Source organism: Actinomadura sp. 1N219, assembly GCF_044326405.1.
Taxonomy (GTDB): domain Bacteria; phylum Actinomycetota; class Actinomycetes; order Streptosporangiales; family Streptosporangiaceae; genus Spirillospora.
Map to the genome: position 1 here is coordinate 139,239 of NZ_JBIRAY010000012.1, position 17,143 is coordinate 156,381.

Here is a 17,143-nt window from a genome sequence, read left to right on the forward strand (position 1 = left end):
TACTGGCCTATACCTGTCCAGACTGGGACGCTTTTCCATTGTGAGCGCCAAACGGGCCGGCGCGCGCAGAAGGGAATGCCGCAGTGGACAAGGGGTATGAGCTTTACTGCCTCGCGGACAAGCTGTTCTACGACGCGCCACCCGTCACCCGCCGCACGGACTTCGAAATCACCCGGCGTGATCTTCCGGCGGGCTGGGAGCAGATTTTCGGCGACGAATGGGTCGTCTACGATCCGCCGCAGAGCCGCGCTCCGCTCCAGGGCTGGAAAGTGCACGTTTCAGGGTGTGCGGAAAGCGCCGCCGAGATCCTTTCCGGCGCCTGGGAGTACTGCGTCGACAACGACATCGAGTTCAAGCATCTGCGCGGCCCCGGCACGCTCCGGATGCGGAACGCCAAGTACGCGCCGCGCGGGGCGAGCGGCAAGCTCGTCACGATCTACCCCGAGGACGAGCGCGAGCTGGAACGCGTCCTGGCCGGGCTCGGCGCCCGGCTGGACGGCCTTCCCGGCCCCTACATCCTCAGTGACCTGCGCATAGGCGACGGGCCGCTGCACGTCAGGTACGGCGGCTTCGCCGAGCGGCGCTGCCTGGACGAGAAGGGCAAGCTCGTCCCCGCGCTGGAGAACGGCGACGGGGAGCTGGTGCCCGACCGCCGCGAGCCGGTGTTCTCCGTCCCCGGATGGGTGACCGTCCCCACCTGCCTGGAACCGCATCTCAAAGCGCGCGGCGCGACGACGACGACCGATCTGCCGTACCAGATCACCAAGGCCCTGCATTTCTCCAACGGCGGGGGCGTTTATGAGGCTACCGACACCCGTTCCGGGCGGAAGGTCGTCCTGAAAGAGGGACGTCCCCATGCCGGCCTCGCCGCCGACGGAGCGGACGCGGTAACCCGCATCGAACGGGAACGCGACGTTCTCAGGAAACTCGGCGGAATCGACGGCGTGCCCGCCGCGCTCGACTGGTTCACGCTCGGCGAGCACCATTTCCTCGTGCAGGAGTTCATCGAGGGGCGGACGCTCAACACGTTCTTCGCGGAACGGCATCCGATGCTCGATCCCGACCCGGATCCGGAAAAGACCGCCGCCTACACCGAATGGGCGCTGCGCGTCCACGAGGGCGTCGAGCGGGTGGTCGCCGCGATCCACGAGCGCGGCGTCGTGTTCAACGACCTGCACATGTTCAACGTGATGGTCCGCCCGGACGACTCCGCCGCGCTGATCGACTTCGAGACGGCGGCGCCCGCGTCCGACGGCGGCCGGCAGACCCTCGCCAACCCGGCGTTCCTCGCCCCGCCCGACCGGCGCGGCGCCGATGTGGACCTCTACAGCCTGGCGTGCCTGCGGCTGGCGCTGTTCGTCCCGCTGACCACGCTGTTCGTCATCGACCGGGGCAAGGCGCCGCAGCTCGCCGACCTGATCGCCGCCAACTTCCCGGTGCCGCGGGCGTTCCTCGACGAGGCGGTGGAGCGGATCACGCGGGGCGCCGAGCCGGTGGCCGCGCCCGAGTTCGTCCCGGACGCGCGGGGCTGGGAACGCGCCAGGCGGTCGCTGTCGCGGGCGATCCGCGCGAGCGCGACCCTCGACCGCGCCGACCGGCTGTTCCCGGGCGACCCGGAGCAGTTCGACGGCGCGTCGCTCGGGCTCGCGCACGGCGCCGCGGGCGTCCTGTACGCGCTCGGTGCGACGGGCGCGGGCCGCCTCCCCGCGCACGAGGAATGGCTGGCCGCGCGTGCCGCCGACCCGAAGCGCGGCACCGGCATCGGCCTGTACGACGGGCTGCTCGGGGCCGCGTACGTGCTCGCCCGCCTCGGCCGCGGCGAGGACGCGCTCACCGCCGCGGGCCACTGCCTGAACGAGCGGTGGGAGCGGCTCGGCGACGACCTGTACGGCGGGCTGCCCGGCATGGCGCTCGCGCTGGACGACCTCGCCGACACGACCGGCGAGACGTCCTTGCACGACGACGCGCGCCGCGCCGCCAAGATCGTCGCCGGGCGCACGGTTGACGGCGCGGCGGACGGCCCGAGCGCCCGCCCCGGCCTGATGCACGGCGGCGCGGGCGCGGCGCTGATGTTCGTCCGGTGCTACGAGCGGACCGGCGACGCGGCCCTGCTCGACCACGCCGCTGCCGCGCTGCGCCGCGACCTAGCCGCCTGCGTCACCGACCACAACGGCGCGCTGCACGTCGACCAGGGCAACCGGGTGTTCCCCTACCTCGGCCGCGGCAGCGTCGGGATCGGCCTCGTCCTGGACGAGTACCTCGCGCTCCGCCCGGACGAGGAGTTCGAGCGCGCGCGGCGCGGGATCCGCGTCGCCGCGATGTCCCGGTACTACGCGCAGCCGAGCCTGTTCGGCGGGCGCGCCGGGATGCTGCTCTACCTGGCCCGCCACGGCCGCGACGACCCGCGGGTGGCGGGGCACGTCCGCGACCTGGCCTGGCACGCGCTGCCTTACGGGGACGGGCTCGCGTTCCCGGGCGAGCACATGTACCGCCTGTCCATGGACCTGGCGACCGGAACGGCCGGCGTCCTGCTGGCCCTGGGCGCGGCACTCCACGACCCGGCCCCCGGCCTCCCGTTCTTCCGAACGGAACACGAGCTCCCCGTGGGAACCCTCACGGCGGCCACCTCTATCCAGCCCGAAAGGAGGTGAAGAAACATGGCGCTTCTCGACCTTCAGGGGATGGTGAGCGAGAACGGCGGCGGCGGCGGTAACAGCAGCCTGAGCATTCTCTGCCACAGCTCCCACAGTGTCACCATCTGCCTGTAACGGCAGCAGGCGGCCATGGTCCCCTCATCGGGGCCATGGCCGCCCCCCGTTCTGGAGATCTCATGACCACCCTTCCCGCCGCGAGCCCCACGGCCGGGGCGAACCGGCTGCTGCTGCGCGCCGCCGGGCGCGCCCGCGGCTGGACCGCGCTCGTGGCCGCCGCCGCGCTGGCGGACGCGGCCGCGGCCGTGCTGCTCCCGTACGCGCTGGCCCGCGCGATCGACGCGGTGCCGCCCGGCGGGGCCCCGGCCGCCGCCGCGGTGTGGCCGTGCGTCGCGCTCGTCATCGCGTCCGCCCTGACGGAGGTGCTGTCGGAGCTCGCGACCGGCTGCGCGGCCGCGCGGTCGACGGCGTGGCTGCGGCACACGCTGGTCGGGCACGTCCTCGCGGTCGGGCCGGCGCTGCGCGTCCCGCCGGGCGACGTCGCCGGACGCGTCGTCGGCGGCGCGGCCGAGGCCGGGGTGGCGCCCGCCGCCGCGCCGGAGGCCGCCGTGGGCCTGGTGCCCGCCGCCGGGGCGCTGGTCGCGCTGTTCCTGATCGACTGGCGGGTCGCGGCGGCGATCGCGGTGGCGCTGCCGGTCATCGCGCTGCTGCTGCGCGCGTTCGTCCGCGACATCAGCGCGACCGCGCACCGCTACCTCACCGTCCAGGGGACGATCGCGGGCCGGCTCGCCGAGGCCCTCGCCGGGTGCCGGACGATCGCCGCCGCCGGGACCGCGGACCGCGAGACCGGCCGCGTCCTGGAGCCGCTGCCCGGGCTGCGCGCCGAGGGCGAGACGATGTGGCGGGTCCAGGGCGGCATCGCGGCGCGGGGGCTGCTGGCGCTGCTGCTCCTGCAGATCGCGGCCGTCGGGGTGGCGGGCGCGGAGCTGGCGGCGGGACGGCTCACGCCGGGCGAGCTGGTCGCGACCGTCCAGTACGCGGGGCTCGCGGCCGGGTTCGGGCCCGTCCTGACGCAGCTGCTCCGCCTCGCCCGCGCCCGCGCCGGGGCCGCCCGCGCCGCCGAGATCCTCGCGCTCCCCGCCCCCGGCCACGGCGCCGAGACCCTCGCCTCCGGGCCCGGCCGGCTGGACTTCCGCGGCGTCACCGCCGCCGGCGGCGCGCTGGACGGCCTGGACCTGACCGTCCCCGGCGGCCTCGCCGTCGCCGTCGCCGGACGGTCCGGCGCGTCGGAGCTCGCCGCGCTCGCCGGGCGCCTCGCCGACCCCGACCAGGGGCAGGTCCTGCTGGACGGGACGCCCCTCCCCGACCTCACCCGGGAGGCGCTGCGCCGCGAGATCGGCTACGCGTTCGCCCGGCCAGCGCTGTTCGGCGGCACCGTCCAGGACGCGCTCGCGTTCGGGCCGTCGCGGCCGCCGGACGCGTGGGTGCGCGAGTCGGCGCGGGCGGCCCGCGCCGACGACTTCATCCGCCGCCTCCCGCGCGGGTACGCGACCCCGCTCGCCGACGCGCCGATGTCGGGCGGCGAGCTGCAGCGGATGGGCCTCGCGCGGGCGTTCGCGCACGCCGGGCGCGTCCTCGTGCTGGACGACGCGACGTCCAGCCTCGACACCGTCACCGAGCTGCAGATCACCGACGCGCTGCTGGACCGGCTCGCGGGCCGCACCCGCCTGATCATCACGCACCGGGCGTCGACGGCGGCCCGCGCCGACCTCGTCGCGTGGCTGGAGGACGGCCGCGTCCGCTCCCTGGCCCCGCACGCGAAACTCTGGCGCGACCCCGACTACCGCGCGCTCTTCGGGGGTGCCGGGTGAGGAGCAGGCGGGAGGCCGCGCGGGTACTGCGGCAGACGGTCGGCGACGCGGTCCGGGCCCAGCCGCGCGCGGTCGCGCGGGCCGCCGCGTGGTCGGCGGTCGAGGCGGTGCCGACGGCGGTGTTCGGCCGCGCCGTCGGCGAGGCCGTCGACGCGTTCCGGACCGGACGCACGAAAGAGGCGGTCATCTGGCTGGGCGTCCTCGCGCTTGCGGCGGCTGCCGGGGCATTCGGCAGCCGCCGCCTCTATCCGGCGCTCGCCGCGATCGTGGAGCCGTTCCGCGACGACCTCGTCCGCCGCGTCGCGGACGGGGCGCTGCGCCGGTCGATGGGCGGGCGGCCCGACACGGGGGCGGTCGCCCGGCTCACGCACCAGGTGGAGATCGTCCGGGACACGTTCGGCGGGCTGCTCGTCGTCGTGCGCGGTTTCCTGTTCGCGACCGGCGCGGCGCTGATCGGCATGGCGACCCTGATGCCCGAGGTGGCACTGCTGGTGGTGCCGCCGCTGGTGCTGGGGCTGCTGCTGTTCGGCGCGGTGTTCGGCGCGGCGGCCGTCCGGCAGCGGGCCCTGGTCGTCGGCGAGGAGGACATCGCCGAGCGCACCACGGCGCTGGCCGGGGGCCTGCGGGACGCCGTCGCCTGCGGCGGCGAGGACGTCCTGCGCGCCGAGATGGGCGCGTCGGTGGAGGCGCAGGCCGCGGCGGGGCGGGCGGTGGCGCGGTTCGCGGCGCTGCGCGCCGTGTCGCTCGCGGTGAGCGGATGGCTGCCGCTGCTGCTCATCCTGGCGGCGGCGCCGTGGCTGATGCGGCGCGGCGCCACGCCGGGGGTCCTGATCGGCGCGCTGACCTACGTCCTGCACGGGCTGCAGCCCGCACTGCGGACGCTCGTGCACGGCATGGGCGGCAGCGGGCTGCGGCTGGCGGTGACGCTCGCGCGCATCCTGGAGACGAGCGCGCCCGCGCCGCCCGCCCGGCCGGAGGCGGCGGCCCCCGTCGCGGACGCGCCGGCGGTCGAGCTGCGCGGTGTGTCGTTCGCGTACGGGGAGGGCGCGCGGCCGGTGATCGAGGACCTCGACCTCGTCGTCCCGCGCGGCGACCACCTCGCCGTGGTCGGCCCCAGCGGGATCGGGAAGTCGACGCTCGCCGCCCTGATCGCGGGCCTGGTCTCCCCCACCGCCGGCGAGGTGCTGGTGGACGGCCTCCCGCCCGGCGACCCGGACCGGCGGGTGCTCATCCCGCAGGAGGCGTACGTGTTCAGCGGCTCCCTGCGCGACAACCTCGCCTACTACGCGCCGGACGCCGCGCCGGAGCAGGTGGAGCGCGCCGTGGACGAGGTCGGGCTGGCGCGGCTCGTCGAGGACCTCGGCGGGTACGGCGCGCCGGTCGACCCGGCGGACCTGTCGGAGGCCGACCGGCAGCTCATCGCGCTGTGCCGGGCGTATCTCGCGCCGCAGCCGGTCGTCGTCCTGGACGAGGCGGCCTACCGGCTCGGCGCGTCCGCCGAGGCGCGGGCGGAGGAGGCGTTCGCGCGGCGCCCCGGCACGCTGATCGTCATCGCGCACCGGATCAGCTCCGCGGCGCGGGCGCGGCGCGTCCTGGTCCTGGACGGGACCCGCGCGCAGATCGGACGGCACGCCGACCTGCCCGCGGTCTCACCCCTCTACCGCGACCTCATCGGCCGCTGGAATTCGGAGCCGCCCCGCGATTCGGAGCCGCCCCGCGATTCAGAGCCACCCTGCAATTCAGAGCCACCCCGCTTCCTCGGCGATCCGGACGGCGTGGATCCGGTTCCGCGCGCCGATCTTGCGGTTGATGCGGGACAGGTGGTTGCGAACGGTGCCGATCGTCAGGACGAGGTCCTCGGCGATCTGCGCCGCGGACGCGCCCCGTGACGCGAGGGCGAGCACCTCGACCTCCCGCTCGGTGAGCGGGCTCCGCACCGAGCCGAGCTCGGTGAAGGCCATGTCGGGGTCGATGACGCGGGCCCCTTTCGCGGCCTGCCGGATCGCGTCCACCAGATCGCCGGGCGAGGTGTCCTTCAGCACCAGTCCGGCCGCCCGGGCGGCCACCGCGCGGCGCAGGTCGCCGGACCGGCGCCGGCCCGACATGAGGACGGTGCGGCATTCGGGCACGGCCTCGCGGATCGCGCACGCCGCGGCGAAACCGTCCAGGCCGGGGAGCCCGACGTCGATGAGCGCGACGTCGGGCCGACGTCTGCGTGCGGTCGCGAGCACCTGGTCACCGGTGCCGATCGCGGCGACGACATCGAGGTCTTTCACATCGTCGAACAACGCGACTAACCCGCCGCGGAGGAGGGGAGCCCCCTCGGCGAGCAGAACCCGAATCATTTTCGTCTCCTAGCCTTGACCGACGGCGACACGCGGCAAAACCGCCGCGACTCATGCGAACGTTTTTCCCGAATCGCATTCCGGCCGGGGTCTGGGGGCGGAGATCGGGTGGGAAGACCGGGCTGAGCCGGACAAAAACGATCTTCCATAGGGGCCACCTTGACGGAGATATAGTCAGGAGGATGACCTACCGCCCGGAGTCAACACTATTCATGGCGTCATTGTAAAGAGCGACACAAAGCGGCCATTCCGGACGCACTCATACCACAAAGAGTACGTCCTACACATGATCAAGAAAGAAAGTCGAACTCGGTTCCCACGCCCGCAGCGCGGGCCGCGCGGTAAGCGGCCCAGCTCACCGCGAGATCCTGCCAGGGAAGCCCGACCGGGGCGTAGACGGTGATCTCGCTGCCCTTCACCCGTCCGGGCACCTGGCCGCACAGCAGGTCGCGGAGCGTCCCGGCGGCGTGCTTCACATCGAGTCCGGCACTGGCCAGCACGCCCATCTCCACGGCGAGCGGCACGTCGTCGACGACCACGCGGGCCCCCTCCAGCAGGTCGGCGGACAGCTCCGCCTTGCCGGGCTCGTCCGCCCCGAGGGAGGTGATGTGCGTCCCGCTCGCCACGTCCGCGGCGTGCAGGATCGGGCGGCGCGCCCACGTCGCCATGACGACGATCCCGGCGTCCGCGACGGCGGCGCGCGGGTCCGCCGCGACGGAGACCGCGCCCTCCCCGGCCAGGCCGAGCCGCTCGCCGTGCCGCTCGGCGAACCCGGCGGCCCGGCCCGCGTCCAGGTCGCAGACGGTGAGGCGGCCCACCGCGCGCAGCTCGGGCAGCCCCCGCATGACCAGCTCCGCCTGCGCCCCGGCGCCGATCACCGCGACCGCGTCCGCGTCGGGACGGGCCAGCGCGTGCGTGCCGAGCGCGGCGGCGAGGCCGGTCCGCCACGCGGTCACGGTGGCCGAGTCGAGCTGCGCCAGCAGCTCGCCGGTGCCGAGGTCGTGCAGGCAGACGACGCCGCGCAGCGCCGGACGGCTCCCCGGGAACTTGGCGTTGACCTTCACCGTGTAGGCGGGGATCTCCTCGACCAGGCCGGGCAGCAGCGCCGTCGCGGTGCCCTGCCCCGGCAGCCTGCCCACCACCCGGCGCGCCACGGCCTCGCCCTCCCGCGCCCTGAAGCCGCGGCGCAGCGCGTCCAGGCAGCCGGCGGGGTCGAGGAGCGCTTCAAGGTCGGAACGGGTCAAAAGGAGCGTCACCGGACCATTCTCCCGTCCCGGCCATCGCGGCGTCACTACCGGACGGCCCGGCCGCCGGGGCCAATGCGCCAGGCGGCGGAATTGGTCTATTGCACGGGCCGCTTTTCAGCGCTCGCAGAGCCCCAATCGGACGGACGGCCGCGTCCCGGCGCGGCGCGTCCACGGGCGCGGCCGCCCGCCGCGCATCGGCCACCGTGACGCTCGGGTAGACGGCCGACCACCCATTGTGACAATCATGACCTCACCGATTTGTCACTTTCTTGCCTTACGCCTTGTTCAGCATTCTTTCAGCATGACCGTGACCTCCGACGCGCCATCAGGGCGCGCCCGCTCCCTTGGAGGCACCGTGAAGTCCTTACCCGCGCGTGCGCGCGGCACCGCCATCGCGGCGGCGGGGCTGCTGGCGGCGTCGCTCGCCACCGCCCCCGCCACTCTGACCGCTCCCGCCGCGCACGCGTCCGCCACCGTCCCGTCCGCCGCCGTCCCGGGCGCCGCCGCGTCGAGCGCGGCCCCGGCCCTGGGAGGCGACGCCATCCACACCGCCGGAACCCGCTGCGTGCTGGGTTTCAACCTCAAGGGGAAGGACGCGTACTTCTTCCTGACGGCGGGCCACTGCGCCAGATCCGGCAGCACATGGACGGACGCCTCCGGACGGACGCTCGGCAGCACCGGCGGCAGCAGCTTCCCCGGCAACGACTACGGCATCGTCCGCTACGCCTCTCCTCCGGAGGACACCCAGGGCGGCGTCAGAGTCAACGGCGAGTTCTACGACATCATCGGCGTCGCAACTCCCCAGGTGGGCCAGCACGTGACCGTCACGTCCCCCATCGGCACCCGGACCGGCCAGGTCAGGGCGCTGAACCAGACGGTGAACCACGCGGAGGGCGCCGTCGGCGGCCTGATCCGCATCTCGGTGTGCGGCGGGCCCGGCGACAGCGGCGCACCGGTCTTCGCCGACCACCTCGCCATCGGGATCCTCGTGGGCGCCGAAGGCCGCTGCCCCGGCGGGACGTCGTTCGTCCAGCCGATCGGCGAGCCGCTCGACGCCTACGGATTGGAGGTCTACTGACAGCTGCCGAATCGGTTCCTTTGGTCCGGTGCAGGCCCTGTTTTGCCGCGCTGACCACGGAGCCACCGTCAGGGTGACAAGCGCTCTGTCCTGAATTGGTCACTATCTGCGTCTTACGTCTGCCTTGACATTTCCACCAGGATGTCCCAGGACCTCCGGTGCACCAGCAGGGTGTGCCCAACCCCCCGTGGAGGCATAGTTGAAGATCACCAAGAGGCGTGTGCTCACCGTCGCCGTGCCCACGGCGACGGCCGCTCTCGTGGCGGGCGCGCTCGCCGTCGCTCCCACCGTGTCCACGACGTCGGCCGCAGCTCCCGTGGCCGCCGCCGCTCCCGCAGGTCCCGGCGAGACGTCGACGACGCTCGCCAAGCAGCTCGGCGCCCGGTCCGCGGGCTCCTACCTGAAGGGCGGCAAGCTCGTCGTCACGGTCACGGACGCCAAGGCCGCGCAGACCGTGCGCGACGCGGGCGCCGTCCCGAAGACCGTCGCGCGCAACGGCTCGTACCTGAAGAAGGTCATGTCCGCGCTCAAGCAGGACGCGACGATCCCGGGCACCGCCTGGGCCGTCGACCCGGCCGCCAACCAGGTCCTGCTCACGATGGACAGCACCGTCACCGGCGCGAAGCTGCAGAAGGTCAAGGCCGCCGCGGCCAAGCACGGCGCGGCCGTCAGGACCGAGCAGGTCGCCGGGAAGTTCCAGAAGTTCACGCTCGGCGGCGAGGCCATCCGCACCGGCGGATCCCGCTGCTCGCTGGGCTTCAACGTCAAGAAGGGAAGCGAGTACTTCTTCATCACCGCCGGGCACTGCACGAACATCGGCACGACGTGGACGGACAGCGCCGGGCAGACGCTCGGCACCGTGTCGGGCAGCAGCTTCCCCGGCAACGACTACGGCATCGTGAAGTACACGTCCACCCCGGCGGACACCCAGGGCGCCGTCAGCCTCTACAGCCAGGGCACCCGTGACATCACCAGCGCCGGCAACGCGACGGTCGGGCAGCAGGTGACGCGCAGCGGCAGCACCACCCAGGTGCACAGCGGCTCCGTCAACGCGCTCAACCAGACCGTCAACTACCAGGAGGGCAGCGTCAGCGGCCTGATCCGCACCAACGTGTGCGCCGAGCCGGGCGACAGCGGCGGCTCGCTGATCGCCGGCGCGGTCGCGATCGGTCTCACCTCCGGCGGCAGCGGCAACTGCTCGTCCGGCGGGACGACGTTCTTCCAGCCGGTCAGCGAGCCGATGCAGGTGTACGGCGTCGAGATCTACTGATCCGCTGATCGAAACGGCACCCGAGTAGGCGGGCCGCCTCCGCACGGACTCCCGTGGAGGCGGCCCGCCGCTTTCCGGCGTTCAGGGGGTCGCGGGGACTTCGAGCGCGCGGACGATCTCCGCGATGACGTCCCGCTGCCGTTCCAGCAGGTAGAAGTGGTCGCCGGGCAGGACGGTGAGCGCGAACCGCCCGTCGGTGACGTCCGACCAGCCGGCGGCCTGCTCCTCGGTCACGTGCGGGTCGGCGTCCCCGACGATCGCGGTGACCGGGACGGCCAGCCGGACGCCGTCCCGGTGCGCGTAGTTCTCGATCAGCGCGAAGTCGTTCCGGACGTACGGCAGCACCAGCTCCCGCAGCTCAGGCTCGCGCAGCGCCTCGGCGTCGGTGCCGCCGAGCTTCAGCATCTCCTCGACCACGCCGTCGTCGTCCCGGTCGGAGACGCGGTCGCCGCCGCGGTCGTGCGGCGGGCGAGCGCCGGACGCGAACAGGTGCACCGGCGCGCTGCCCCGCTCCTGCAGCAGCCGCGCCACCTCGTACGCCAGGACGGCGCCCATGCTGTGCCCGAACAGCGCGACCGGGCGGTCGGCCAGCGGCGCCATCGCCCCGGCGACGAGGCGGGCGAGCTGGTGCGCGTCGGGGACGAGCGCGTCCGCCATCCGGTCGGCGCGTCCCGGGTACTGGACGGCGTGCACCTCGACGGCCGGGTTGATCTCCTTGGCCCACGGCCGGTAGAACACCGCGGACCCGCCCGCGTGCGGCAGGCAGAACAGCCGCAGCGACGCCCAGGGCCGGCTCTCGGCGCAGCGGAACCAGGTCACGTGATCACTCCTCCTCGTGGCGGCGGGACGCGCCTGTCCCCCGCCGCCACCCTAAAGCCCCGCGCATCGGACCCCTGAACGCGGTGCGCCCCCGGCGGCCCGCGCGGGCGGCGGGGGCCGCGAAGGGCCTGGCGTCAGCGCAGGCCGTAGGCGCGGGTCACGGTCTGCTGCACCGAGTTACCGGAGCCGTCGGAGGCGTTGAAGCGCAGGGCCACAAAGCCGTTGTGGGTGAGGGGGTGGGCGACGTTGGCCGTCCAGCGGTCGGTGCCGTTGGCGGTCAGCGGCACGGTGACCCAGGTGGAGCCGTCGTTGAACGACGCCTGCAGCGAGAGCGAGGTGACCGCGCTCCCGCCGGCGGCGCGTTGGACGGCGACGTCCAGCGGGAACGTGGTGCCGGACGGCGCGCGCCCGCTGGTGTCGTAGGCGCCGGTGATCCGCGGCTGGAGCAGGCGGAACTGGTTGTCGAACGGGTCGCCGGGCCGCTCGGCGGACGTGAACGTCCAGCGCGCGTTGATGCTCTTGGCGTACTTCGACCAGGCGGTGGTGCGCTGCGTGACCATGCGCAGCTGGTAGGTCGCGGAAGCGGCCGGGACGGTCCAGTCGCCCGCCAGCGGGTTGGTGCTCACGCCGACCTGCACGCCGTTGCGGTACAGGGTGATCGTGCCGGTCGTCCCCGTGGAGTTGTTGCCGCTGTAGTTGTCGTGGCCCGGCTGACCCGTGTCGGTCACCAGCGGACGGAAGATGAGCGTCCCCTGACCGTGCCCGACGCTCGTGGTGGGCCCGAACGCGGCCTTGTTCCACACCTCGGAGGACGTGCTTCCCGCGGTGTAGGTGCGGACCCCGAGCCGGTTCTCCGGCACCTGGACGCTGCCCACGTTGTAGACGTAGCTCCCTCCGATCCACTGCACGCCGCCCGCGGTGTAGTAGACCCGCTGGACGCTGCCCGCGTTGGGGACGTTCGAGAGCCCGATCGGGGTCCCGCCGATGCCGTCGAAGTCGATGATCGTGGAGTGGGCGCCGGTCCCGTCGGACGGCACCCCCTGAGACCCGTACGTGGTGTTCACCAGCGCCAGGCTGCTCTCGGCAGCGGTGAACGTCAGGTTCGCGGGGACGCTGCCGGTCGTCGGGAACGCCAGCTTGTAGGCGCGCGGCGACGGCAGCGTGTTCAGCGGCTCGGTCTTGCTCTCCGCGTAGATGAAGTGGTACGGCCGCGTGGTGCTCGCCGACGGCCAGGCGCGCAGGGTCGCCTCGGGGTTGCCGCTCACGGTCGCCGAGAGCTCCTGCCCGGCGATCGTCTGGATGATCTGGGCGTGGCTGTGGACCTCGGTCGCGGTCGCCGACGGGCTGACCGAGTGGATCTCCGTGGCCGTCGCGGCGTCCAGCGTGAGATCGACGTCACCGGCCACGGTGAGCGTGGGGTTGCCGTAGAGGGCCAGGTCGCTCGGCGAGAAGGGATTGCCCGTGAGGACGATCCCGGTCAGGCTGTAGTCCCCGGCCGGGACGACGCCGGTCAGCGTGGTGCCGGACTCGGTGAGCAGGTACTCCGTACCGGTCGCCAGATCGACCAGGCTCGCCAGGGGCGCCTTCGCGATGCCGTCCAGGTCGACGGCGCGGAGCGTGATCGTGTGGTCCGCTGCCGCGCTCCTCCGCGCGGGAGCATTGATCTTGCTGTGGCCGAGCTTGTAGCTCGGCCCGGAAACTAAGTCGCGGGGCTGCGACTCCTTGGGGCCGTCGGCCGCGGCCGACTGTACGGGCACGAGTAATGCCGCGAGCGCGGCAACACTGATCAGGCCTGTTCTCCAGCGCCTCACTGGAATTCCCTTCTGTGCATGGACAGAGGTCGTGAGTGGGCGCAGAACCGGATAGAGAAATCCTCGGAAGGACCACCTGCGGGGAGTTCCGTCCCGGATTACAAGATCACTCTATCCCCGATCAGGACCGTGCCAATGTGGCATAGCTCACACCCGCAGGACGACCTTGCCGGGCACGCCCGCGTTCTTGGCCCGGAACGCCTCGCGAGCCTCGGCCAGGGGATGGACGGCCCCGACATGCGGGCGAAGCTCGCCCGACTCGGCCCGTCCGGCCAGTTCCGCGAGCTGGTCACGGTTCGGCTCGACGATGAAGAAGACAGCCCGTCCACCCTCGGGCCGAACCGGCGGCGGCGCGGTGACCGAGACGAGAGCACCCCCCGCTCTGACCTTCGTCGCAGACTCAACGAGCAGGTCACCGCCGATGGTGTCGAAGACCAGATCCACCAGACCGACGGCCTCACCGAAACTCTGCTTCTCCAGGTCGACGAAGCCGTGCGCGCCCATCTTCATCGCGAGATCAGCGGCCCGCCCCCGCCCCGTGGCGATCACATGCGCCCCCGCCTGACGAGCGAGTTGCACGGCCAGCACGCCGGTACCGCCACCGGCGCCGTGAACCACGACCGTCTGCCCGGCCTCCAGCCCACCGTGCACGAAAAGGCCCTGCCAGGCCGTCAGCCCCGACAACGGCAGCGCGGCCGCATCGGTGAAGGAAAGGGAGCGCGGCAGCAACGCAAGATTCCGCGCCTCGACGGCCACGTATTCGGCGGCCGCGCCGTCGCGATGCCAGTCGGTCAGCCCGAAGACGCGGTCGCCCACGGCGAACCCGGTCGTCCCGTACCTGACCTCGGTGACCTCTCCGGCGACGTCGTGCGCGGGAACGGACGGCGTCCGGTCCCGCCCGGCCCGGTCCACCCAGGTGCCGGGCCAGTCGAGCTCGTCCGGAACGATCCCCGCCGCGCGCACCCGAACCACCACGTCCCCGGTGGCCGCCTGCGGCAACGGCACGTCCTCCAAGACAAGCCCGTCACTACTGCCCCGGTCATGAATCCGCACTGCTCTCATCGGCTATCCGCCTCATCTCTCTGGGCCCTTGTCCCCAGTGAGACGACGCACCACCCACCCGTGTGACGGACGACTTAGGCCGTGTCCGGTGGATCTTGGGTGAGGTCGCGGAGCCAGATCTTGATGGAGGCGACGTCGATGGTGCCGTCGTAGACGAAGGCCCTCTTGTCGTAGCGGGTTGCGACCGCCCGGAACTGTTTGAGCTTGCTGATGCAGCGCTCGACGACGTTGCGGTCCTTGTAGGCCTCAGAGTCGAACGCGACCGGGCGGCCGCCTGCCGCGCCACGGCGCTTACGCCATTTCTGCTGGTCGGTCTTCTCCGGGATGACCGCCTTGATGCCTCTGCGGCGGAGATGGGCGCGGATGGCACGGCTGGAGTAGGCCTTGTCGGCCAGCACACGGCCGGGCCGGACTCGATCGCGGCCGATGCCGCAGCGTTTGATGCGGACCTGGCCGAGCACTGGCAGCACCATCGTGCCGTCGAATCGCTGGCCCGGTGAGGTCAGCCGGGCGATCGGCCGGCACCGCCGGTCGGCGGCCAGATGGATCTTGGTGGTGAGCCCACCACGGGACCGGCCCAGTGCCTCCCGGCCGTCGGACTCGTCCCTTCTCAGGTCCCCCTTTTGCGGAGCCGACGCGGTCGGCGATGCCGGGCTCCGGCCGCGTGCTGGTGCGCACGCACTGCGGTGGAGTCGATCCCGACCGTCCAATCGTCGCCCTCGGCCAGGTCGGCCCCGATCCGTAACTCATCCAGGATCCGGCGCCAGGTTCCATCCGCTGACCAGCGGCGATGTCGCTCGTAGCAGGTCTTCCACGGCCCGAACCGTTCCGGCAGGTCCCGCCACGGCACTCCCGTCCGAACCCGGTACAAGATGCCCGACACCACCCGCCGATGATCGGCCCACCGACCACCACGCCCTCCAGAACAGGGCAGGAGCGGCGCAAGCCGCTCCCACTCCGCATCAGTCAGCTCGAACCGCCGAGTCACCGACCAACAACTAGCGAACCGATAGATCAAGATCTATCGGACACGCCCTAGATGAGATTGGACGAGTCGCAGTGCTCCGCGTGTGTCCGCATTTGGGGGGCGATAGATAGAACGTCCGGGAGTGGGCACGGTTTGGGGATGGATGAGCGAGATGCACGGCGTGGGGACGTTCAGGAGCTGACGGACTTCGAGCTGACCGTGTACGAGACCGTGGCGGAGATCGACAAGGACGGCGGGGCCGCGGACTTCGACACGATCGGGCGGCTGGTGGGCGGGCCCGAGGAGGATCTGTGGGCCGCGCTCGGGCATCTGGTGTCGGTCAACCACGTGCACTCCACGCCGAAGGGGTACGTGCTGGGGCCGCACGACTGGGCGCCCTGACCGCGTCCCGCTGGCCGGGAACCGCCGGTGAGGCGGGCGGGGGGCGTGCGGCAGGATGGCCCGGTACCAGCGTGGGAGGCCGGGATGAAGCTCGTCGTCACCGAGGAGCAGCGGGAGCTGCGGGACGCGCTGCGGCGGTTCTTCGCCGACCTGTCGCCGTCCGGCGAGGTGCGGCGGCTGATGAGGACGGCCGCGGGCTACGACCCCGGCATGTGGACGCGGATGGCTGAGCAGCTCGGGCTGCAGGGCCTCGCGATTCCGGAGGAGCACGGCGGCGCGGGGTTCGGGATGCGGGAGCTGGCCGTCGTGTTCGAGGAGATGGGACGGGCCGCGGTGTGTTCGCCGTTCCTCGCCGCGATCACGGCCGCGGCGGCGCTGCGGGCCGGGGACGGCGGCCATGACCTGCTGCCCGGCATCGCGGACGGGTCGACGATCGCGACGCTCGCGGTGGCGGAGGAGGACGGCCGCTGGGACCTCGGAGCGGTGCGGACCGTGTTCGAGGACGGTGTGCTGCGAGGGACCAAGAGCTTCGTCTTGGACGGGCACGTCGCCCACGTGATCCTCGTCGCGGCCGGGGACGGCGACGGCGTCGGGCTGTACGCGGTGGCGGGCGACGCGGACGGGGTCGTCCGGGAACTGCTGCCGACGCTCGATCAGACGCGGAAGCTCGCGCGGGTCGGGTTCGACGGCGTTCCCGCCCGCCGGGTGGGCGGGGCCGAGGCCGTGGAGAGGGCGCTCGACGTGGCGGCCGTGGCGCTGGCCGCCGAGCAGCTCGGCGGGGCGCAGAAGACGCTGGACATGACGGTCGAGTACGCGAAGGTGCGGCGCCAGTTCGGGCGTCCGATCGGGTCGTTCCAGGCGGTCAAGCACCGGTGCGCGGACATGTTCGTGCTGGTGGAGTCGGCGCGGTCGGCGGTGCTGAACGCGGCGGCCGTCGCGGACGAGAGCCCGGACGAGCTGCCCGCCGCCGCCGCGCTCGCCAAGGCGTACTGCTCGGACGCGTTCTTCCACACGGCGGGCGAGGCGATCCAGCTGCACGGCGGCATCGGGTTCACGTGGGAGCACGACGCGCACCTGTACTTCAAGCGGGCGCAGGGGTCGCGGCAGCTCTTCGGCGCTCCCGGCCTGCACCGGGAGCGCCTCGCCGAGCTGGCCGGGCTCACGGGTGCAGCCGCAGCCCCTTGAGGACCTTGTCCACGCCGTTCCTCGGGCCGTGGACGGCGAACCCGACGAGCGGCATCTCGTCGGCCGTGACCGCGCGGACGGTCTCGCGGTTGGCCGCGTCGTGGCCCGTCTTGAACATGTCCTCGATGTAGACGGCGATCCGCATCCCGCGGGCCAGGGCGCGGCCGTGGGCCGTGAGGATCGCCGCGGCGCCGGCCTCGTAGACGAGGACGGGCTGGCGGAACATCGGCAGGTACTCGTTGCCGGACGCGTCCTCGTACGGCAGGCCGATGACGCCGGGGACGCCTCCGGCGACGGCGCTGGAAAGGAACGCGGTCACGTTGAGCCGCTGCCACGCGGCCAGGTCGTCCCGGACCACGATCCCGATCTTGGTGTCGAAACGCATGCCGTCCAGGTTCCGCGACCGGGGGCCGGGTCGTCTTGAACGCTCGTGCG

The 17,143-nt window shown here is 72.9% G+C and carries 14 protein-coding genes and 1 pseudogene; 8 read left to right on the forward strand and 7 right to left on the reverse strand.

The genetic code is table 11. The features are described from left to right. Positions 1–83 precede the first annotated feature (83 nt). The 4 genes and pseudogenes from lanKC to ACH35V_RS31475 all read left to right on the forward strand — a co-directional run. Positions 84–2,651, forward strand: coding sequence for a class III lanthionine synthetase LanKC (lanKC, locus tag ACH35V_RS31460; protein ID WP_395977935.1), 2,568 nt, complete (start codon positions 84–86; stop codon positions 2,649–2,651). Positions 2,652–2,657: 6 nt separating this feature from the next. Continuing rightward, on the forward strand, positions 2,658–2,768 hold the full coding sequence (locus ACH35V_RS31465; protein ID WP_131964803.1) for a SapB/AmfS family lanthipeptide: 111 nt from the start codon (positions 2,658–2,660) through the stop codon (positions 2,766–2,768). A 62-nt stretch (positions 2,769–2,830) separates the two neighbouring features. Then, positions 2,831–4,522: an ABC transporter ATP-binding protein gene (locus tag ACH35V_RS31470; protein ID WP_395977937.1), complete on the forward strand. Its 1,692-nt coding sequence runs from the start codon at positions 2,831–2,833 to the stop codon at positions 4,520–4,522. 893 nt (positions 4,523–5,415) lie between these two features. Beyond that, positions 5,416–5,985, forward strand: a pseudogene (locus tag ACH35V_RS31475) (ATP-binding cassette domain-containing protein); the annotation flags it as partial. Between the two features lie 276 nt (positions 5,986–6,261). On the opposite strand, the gene ACH35V_RS31480 reads toward ACH35V_RS31475, so the two are convergent. Both ACH35V_RS31480 and ACH35V_RS31485 read right to left on the reverse strand, forming a co-directional pair. Then, positions 6,262–6,867 carry a response regulator gene (locus tag ACH35V_RS31480; protein ID WP_395977939.1) on the reverse strand — a complete coding sequence of 202 codons (606 nt, stop codon included), beginning with the start codon at positions 6,865–6,867 and terminating at the stop codon, positions 6,262–6,264. Between the two features lie 290 nt (positions 6,868–7,157). Continuing rightward, positions 7,158–8,123 carry an ornithine cyclodeaminase family protein gene (locus ACH35V_RS31485; RefSeq protein ID WP_395977941.1) on the reverse strand — a complete coding sequence of 322 codons (966 nt, stop codon included), beginning with the start codon at positions 8,121–8,123 and terminating at the stop codon, positions 7,158–7,160. Positions 8,124–8,469: 346 nt separating this feature from the next. Here ACH35V_RS31485 and ACH35V_RS31490 point away from each other — a divergent pair, with 346 nt between their 5' ends. Beyond that, entirely contained in the window at positions 8,470–9,192 is a 723-nt protein-coding gene (locus ACH35V_RS31490; protein WP_395977943.1) for a S1 family peptidase, read from the forward strand. 199 nt (positions 9,193–9,391) lie between these two features. Then, positions 9,392–10,462 (forward strand): S1 family peptidase, encoded by a 1,071-nt coding sequence (locus tag ACH35V_RS31495; RefSeq protein WP_395977945.1) that lies wholly within the window; start codon positions 9,392–9,394, stop codon positions 10,460–10,462. An 81-nt stretch (positions 10,463–10,543) separates the two neighbouring features. Here ACH35V_RS31495 and ACH35V_RS31500 read toward each other — a convergent pair whose 3' ends face one another. From ACH35V_RS31500 to ACH35V_RS31515, 4 genes are all read right to left on the reverse strand, one after another. Then, positions 10,544–11,281, reverse strand: a complete 738-nt coding sequence (locus ACH35V_RS31500) for a thioesterase II family protein (RefSeq protein WP_395977947.1) — start codon at positions 11,279–11,281, stop codon at positions 10,544–10,546. Between the two features lie 134 nt (positions 11,282–11,415). Then, the gene (locus ACH35V_RS31505; RefSeq protein WP_395977949.1) at positions 11,416–13,038 is read right to left on the reverse strand and encodes a hypothetical protein; all 1,623 of its coding nucleotides are present in this window, start codon (positions 13,036–13,038) and stop codon (positions 11,416–11,418) included. Between the two features lie 201 nt (positions 13,039–13,239). Continuing rightward, positions 13,240–14,097, reverse strand: a complete 858-nt coding sequence (locus tag ACH35V_RS31510; protein ID WP_395977951.1) for an NADP-dependent oxidoreductase — start codon at positions 14,095–14,097, stop codon at positions 13,240–13,242. A gap of 131 nt (positions 14,098–14,228) precedes the next feature. After that, positions 14,229–15,142 (reverse strand): IS5 family transposase gene (locus ACH35V_RS31515; RefSeq protein WP_395977953.1). Its coding sequence is split into 2 segments (ribosomal slippage): positions 14,229–14,795 and positions 14,798–15,142, totalling 912 coding nucleotides; the frame shifts between segments, so codons are not numbered across the junction. Between the two features lie 138 nt (positions 15,143–15,280). Here ACH35V_RS31515 and ACH35V_RS31520 point away from each other — a divergent pair. Then, on the forward strand, positions 15,281–15,523 hold the full coding sequence (locus ACH35V_RS31520; RefSeq protein WP_395977955.1) for a hypothetical protein: 243 nt from the start codon (positions 15,281–15,283) through the stop codon (positions 15,521–15,523). An 84-nt stretch (positions 15,524–15,607) separates the two neighbouring features. Next, on the forward strand, positions 15,608–16,708 hold the full coding sequence (locus tag ACH35V_RS31525) for an acyl-CoA dehydrogenase family protein (RefSeq protein WP_395977957.1): 1,101 nt from the start codon (positions 15,608–15,610) through the stop codon (positions 16,706–16,708). Here the strand turns inward: ACH35V_RS31525 and ACH35V_RS31530 are convergent. Beyond that, positions 16,683–17,093 carry a DUF2000 family protein gene (locus tag ACH35V_RS31530; protein ID WP_395977959.1) on the reverse strand — a complete coding sequence of 137 codons (411 nt, stop codon included), beginning with the start codon at positions 17,091–17,093 and terminating at the stop codon, positions 16,683–16,685. The genes ACH35V_RS31525 and ACH35V_RS31530 overlap by 26 nt on opposite strands. Positions 17,094–17,143: the final 50 nt, after the last annotated feature.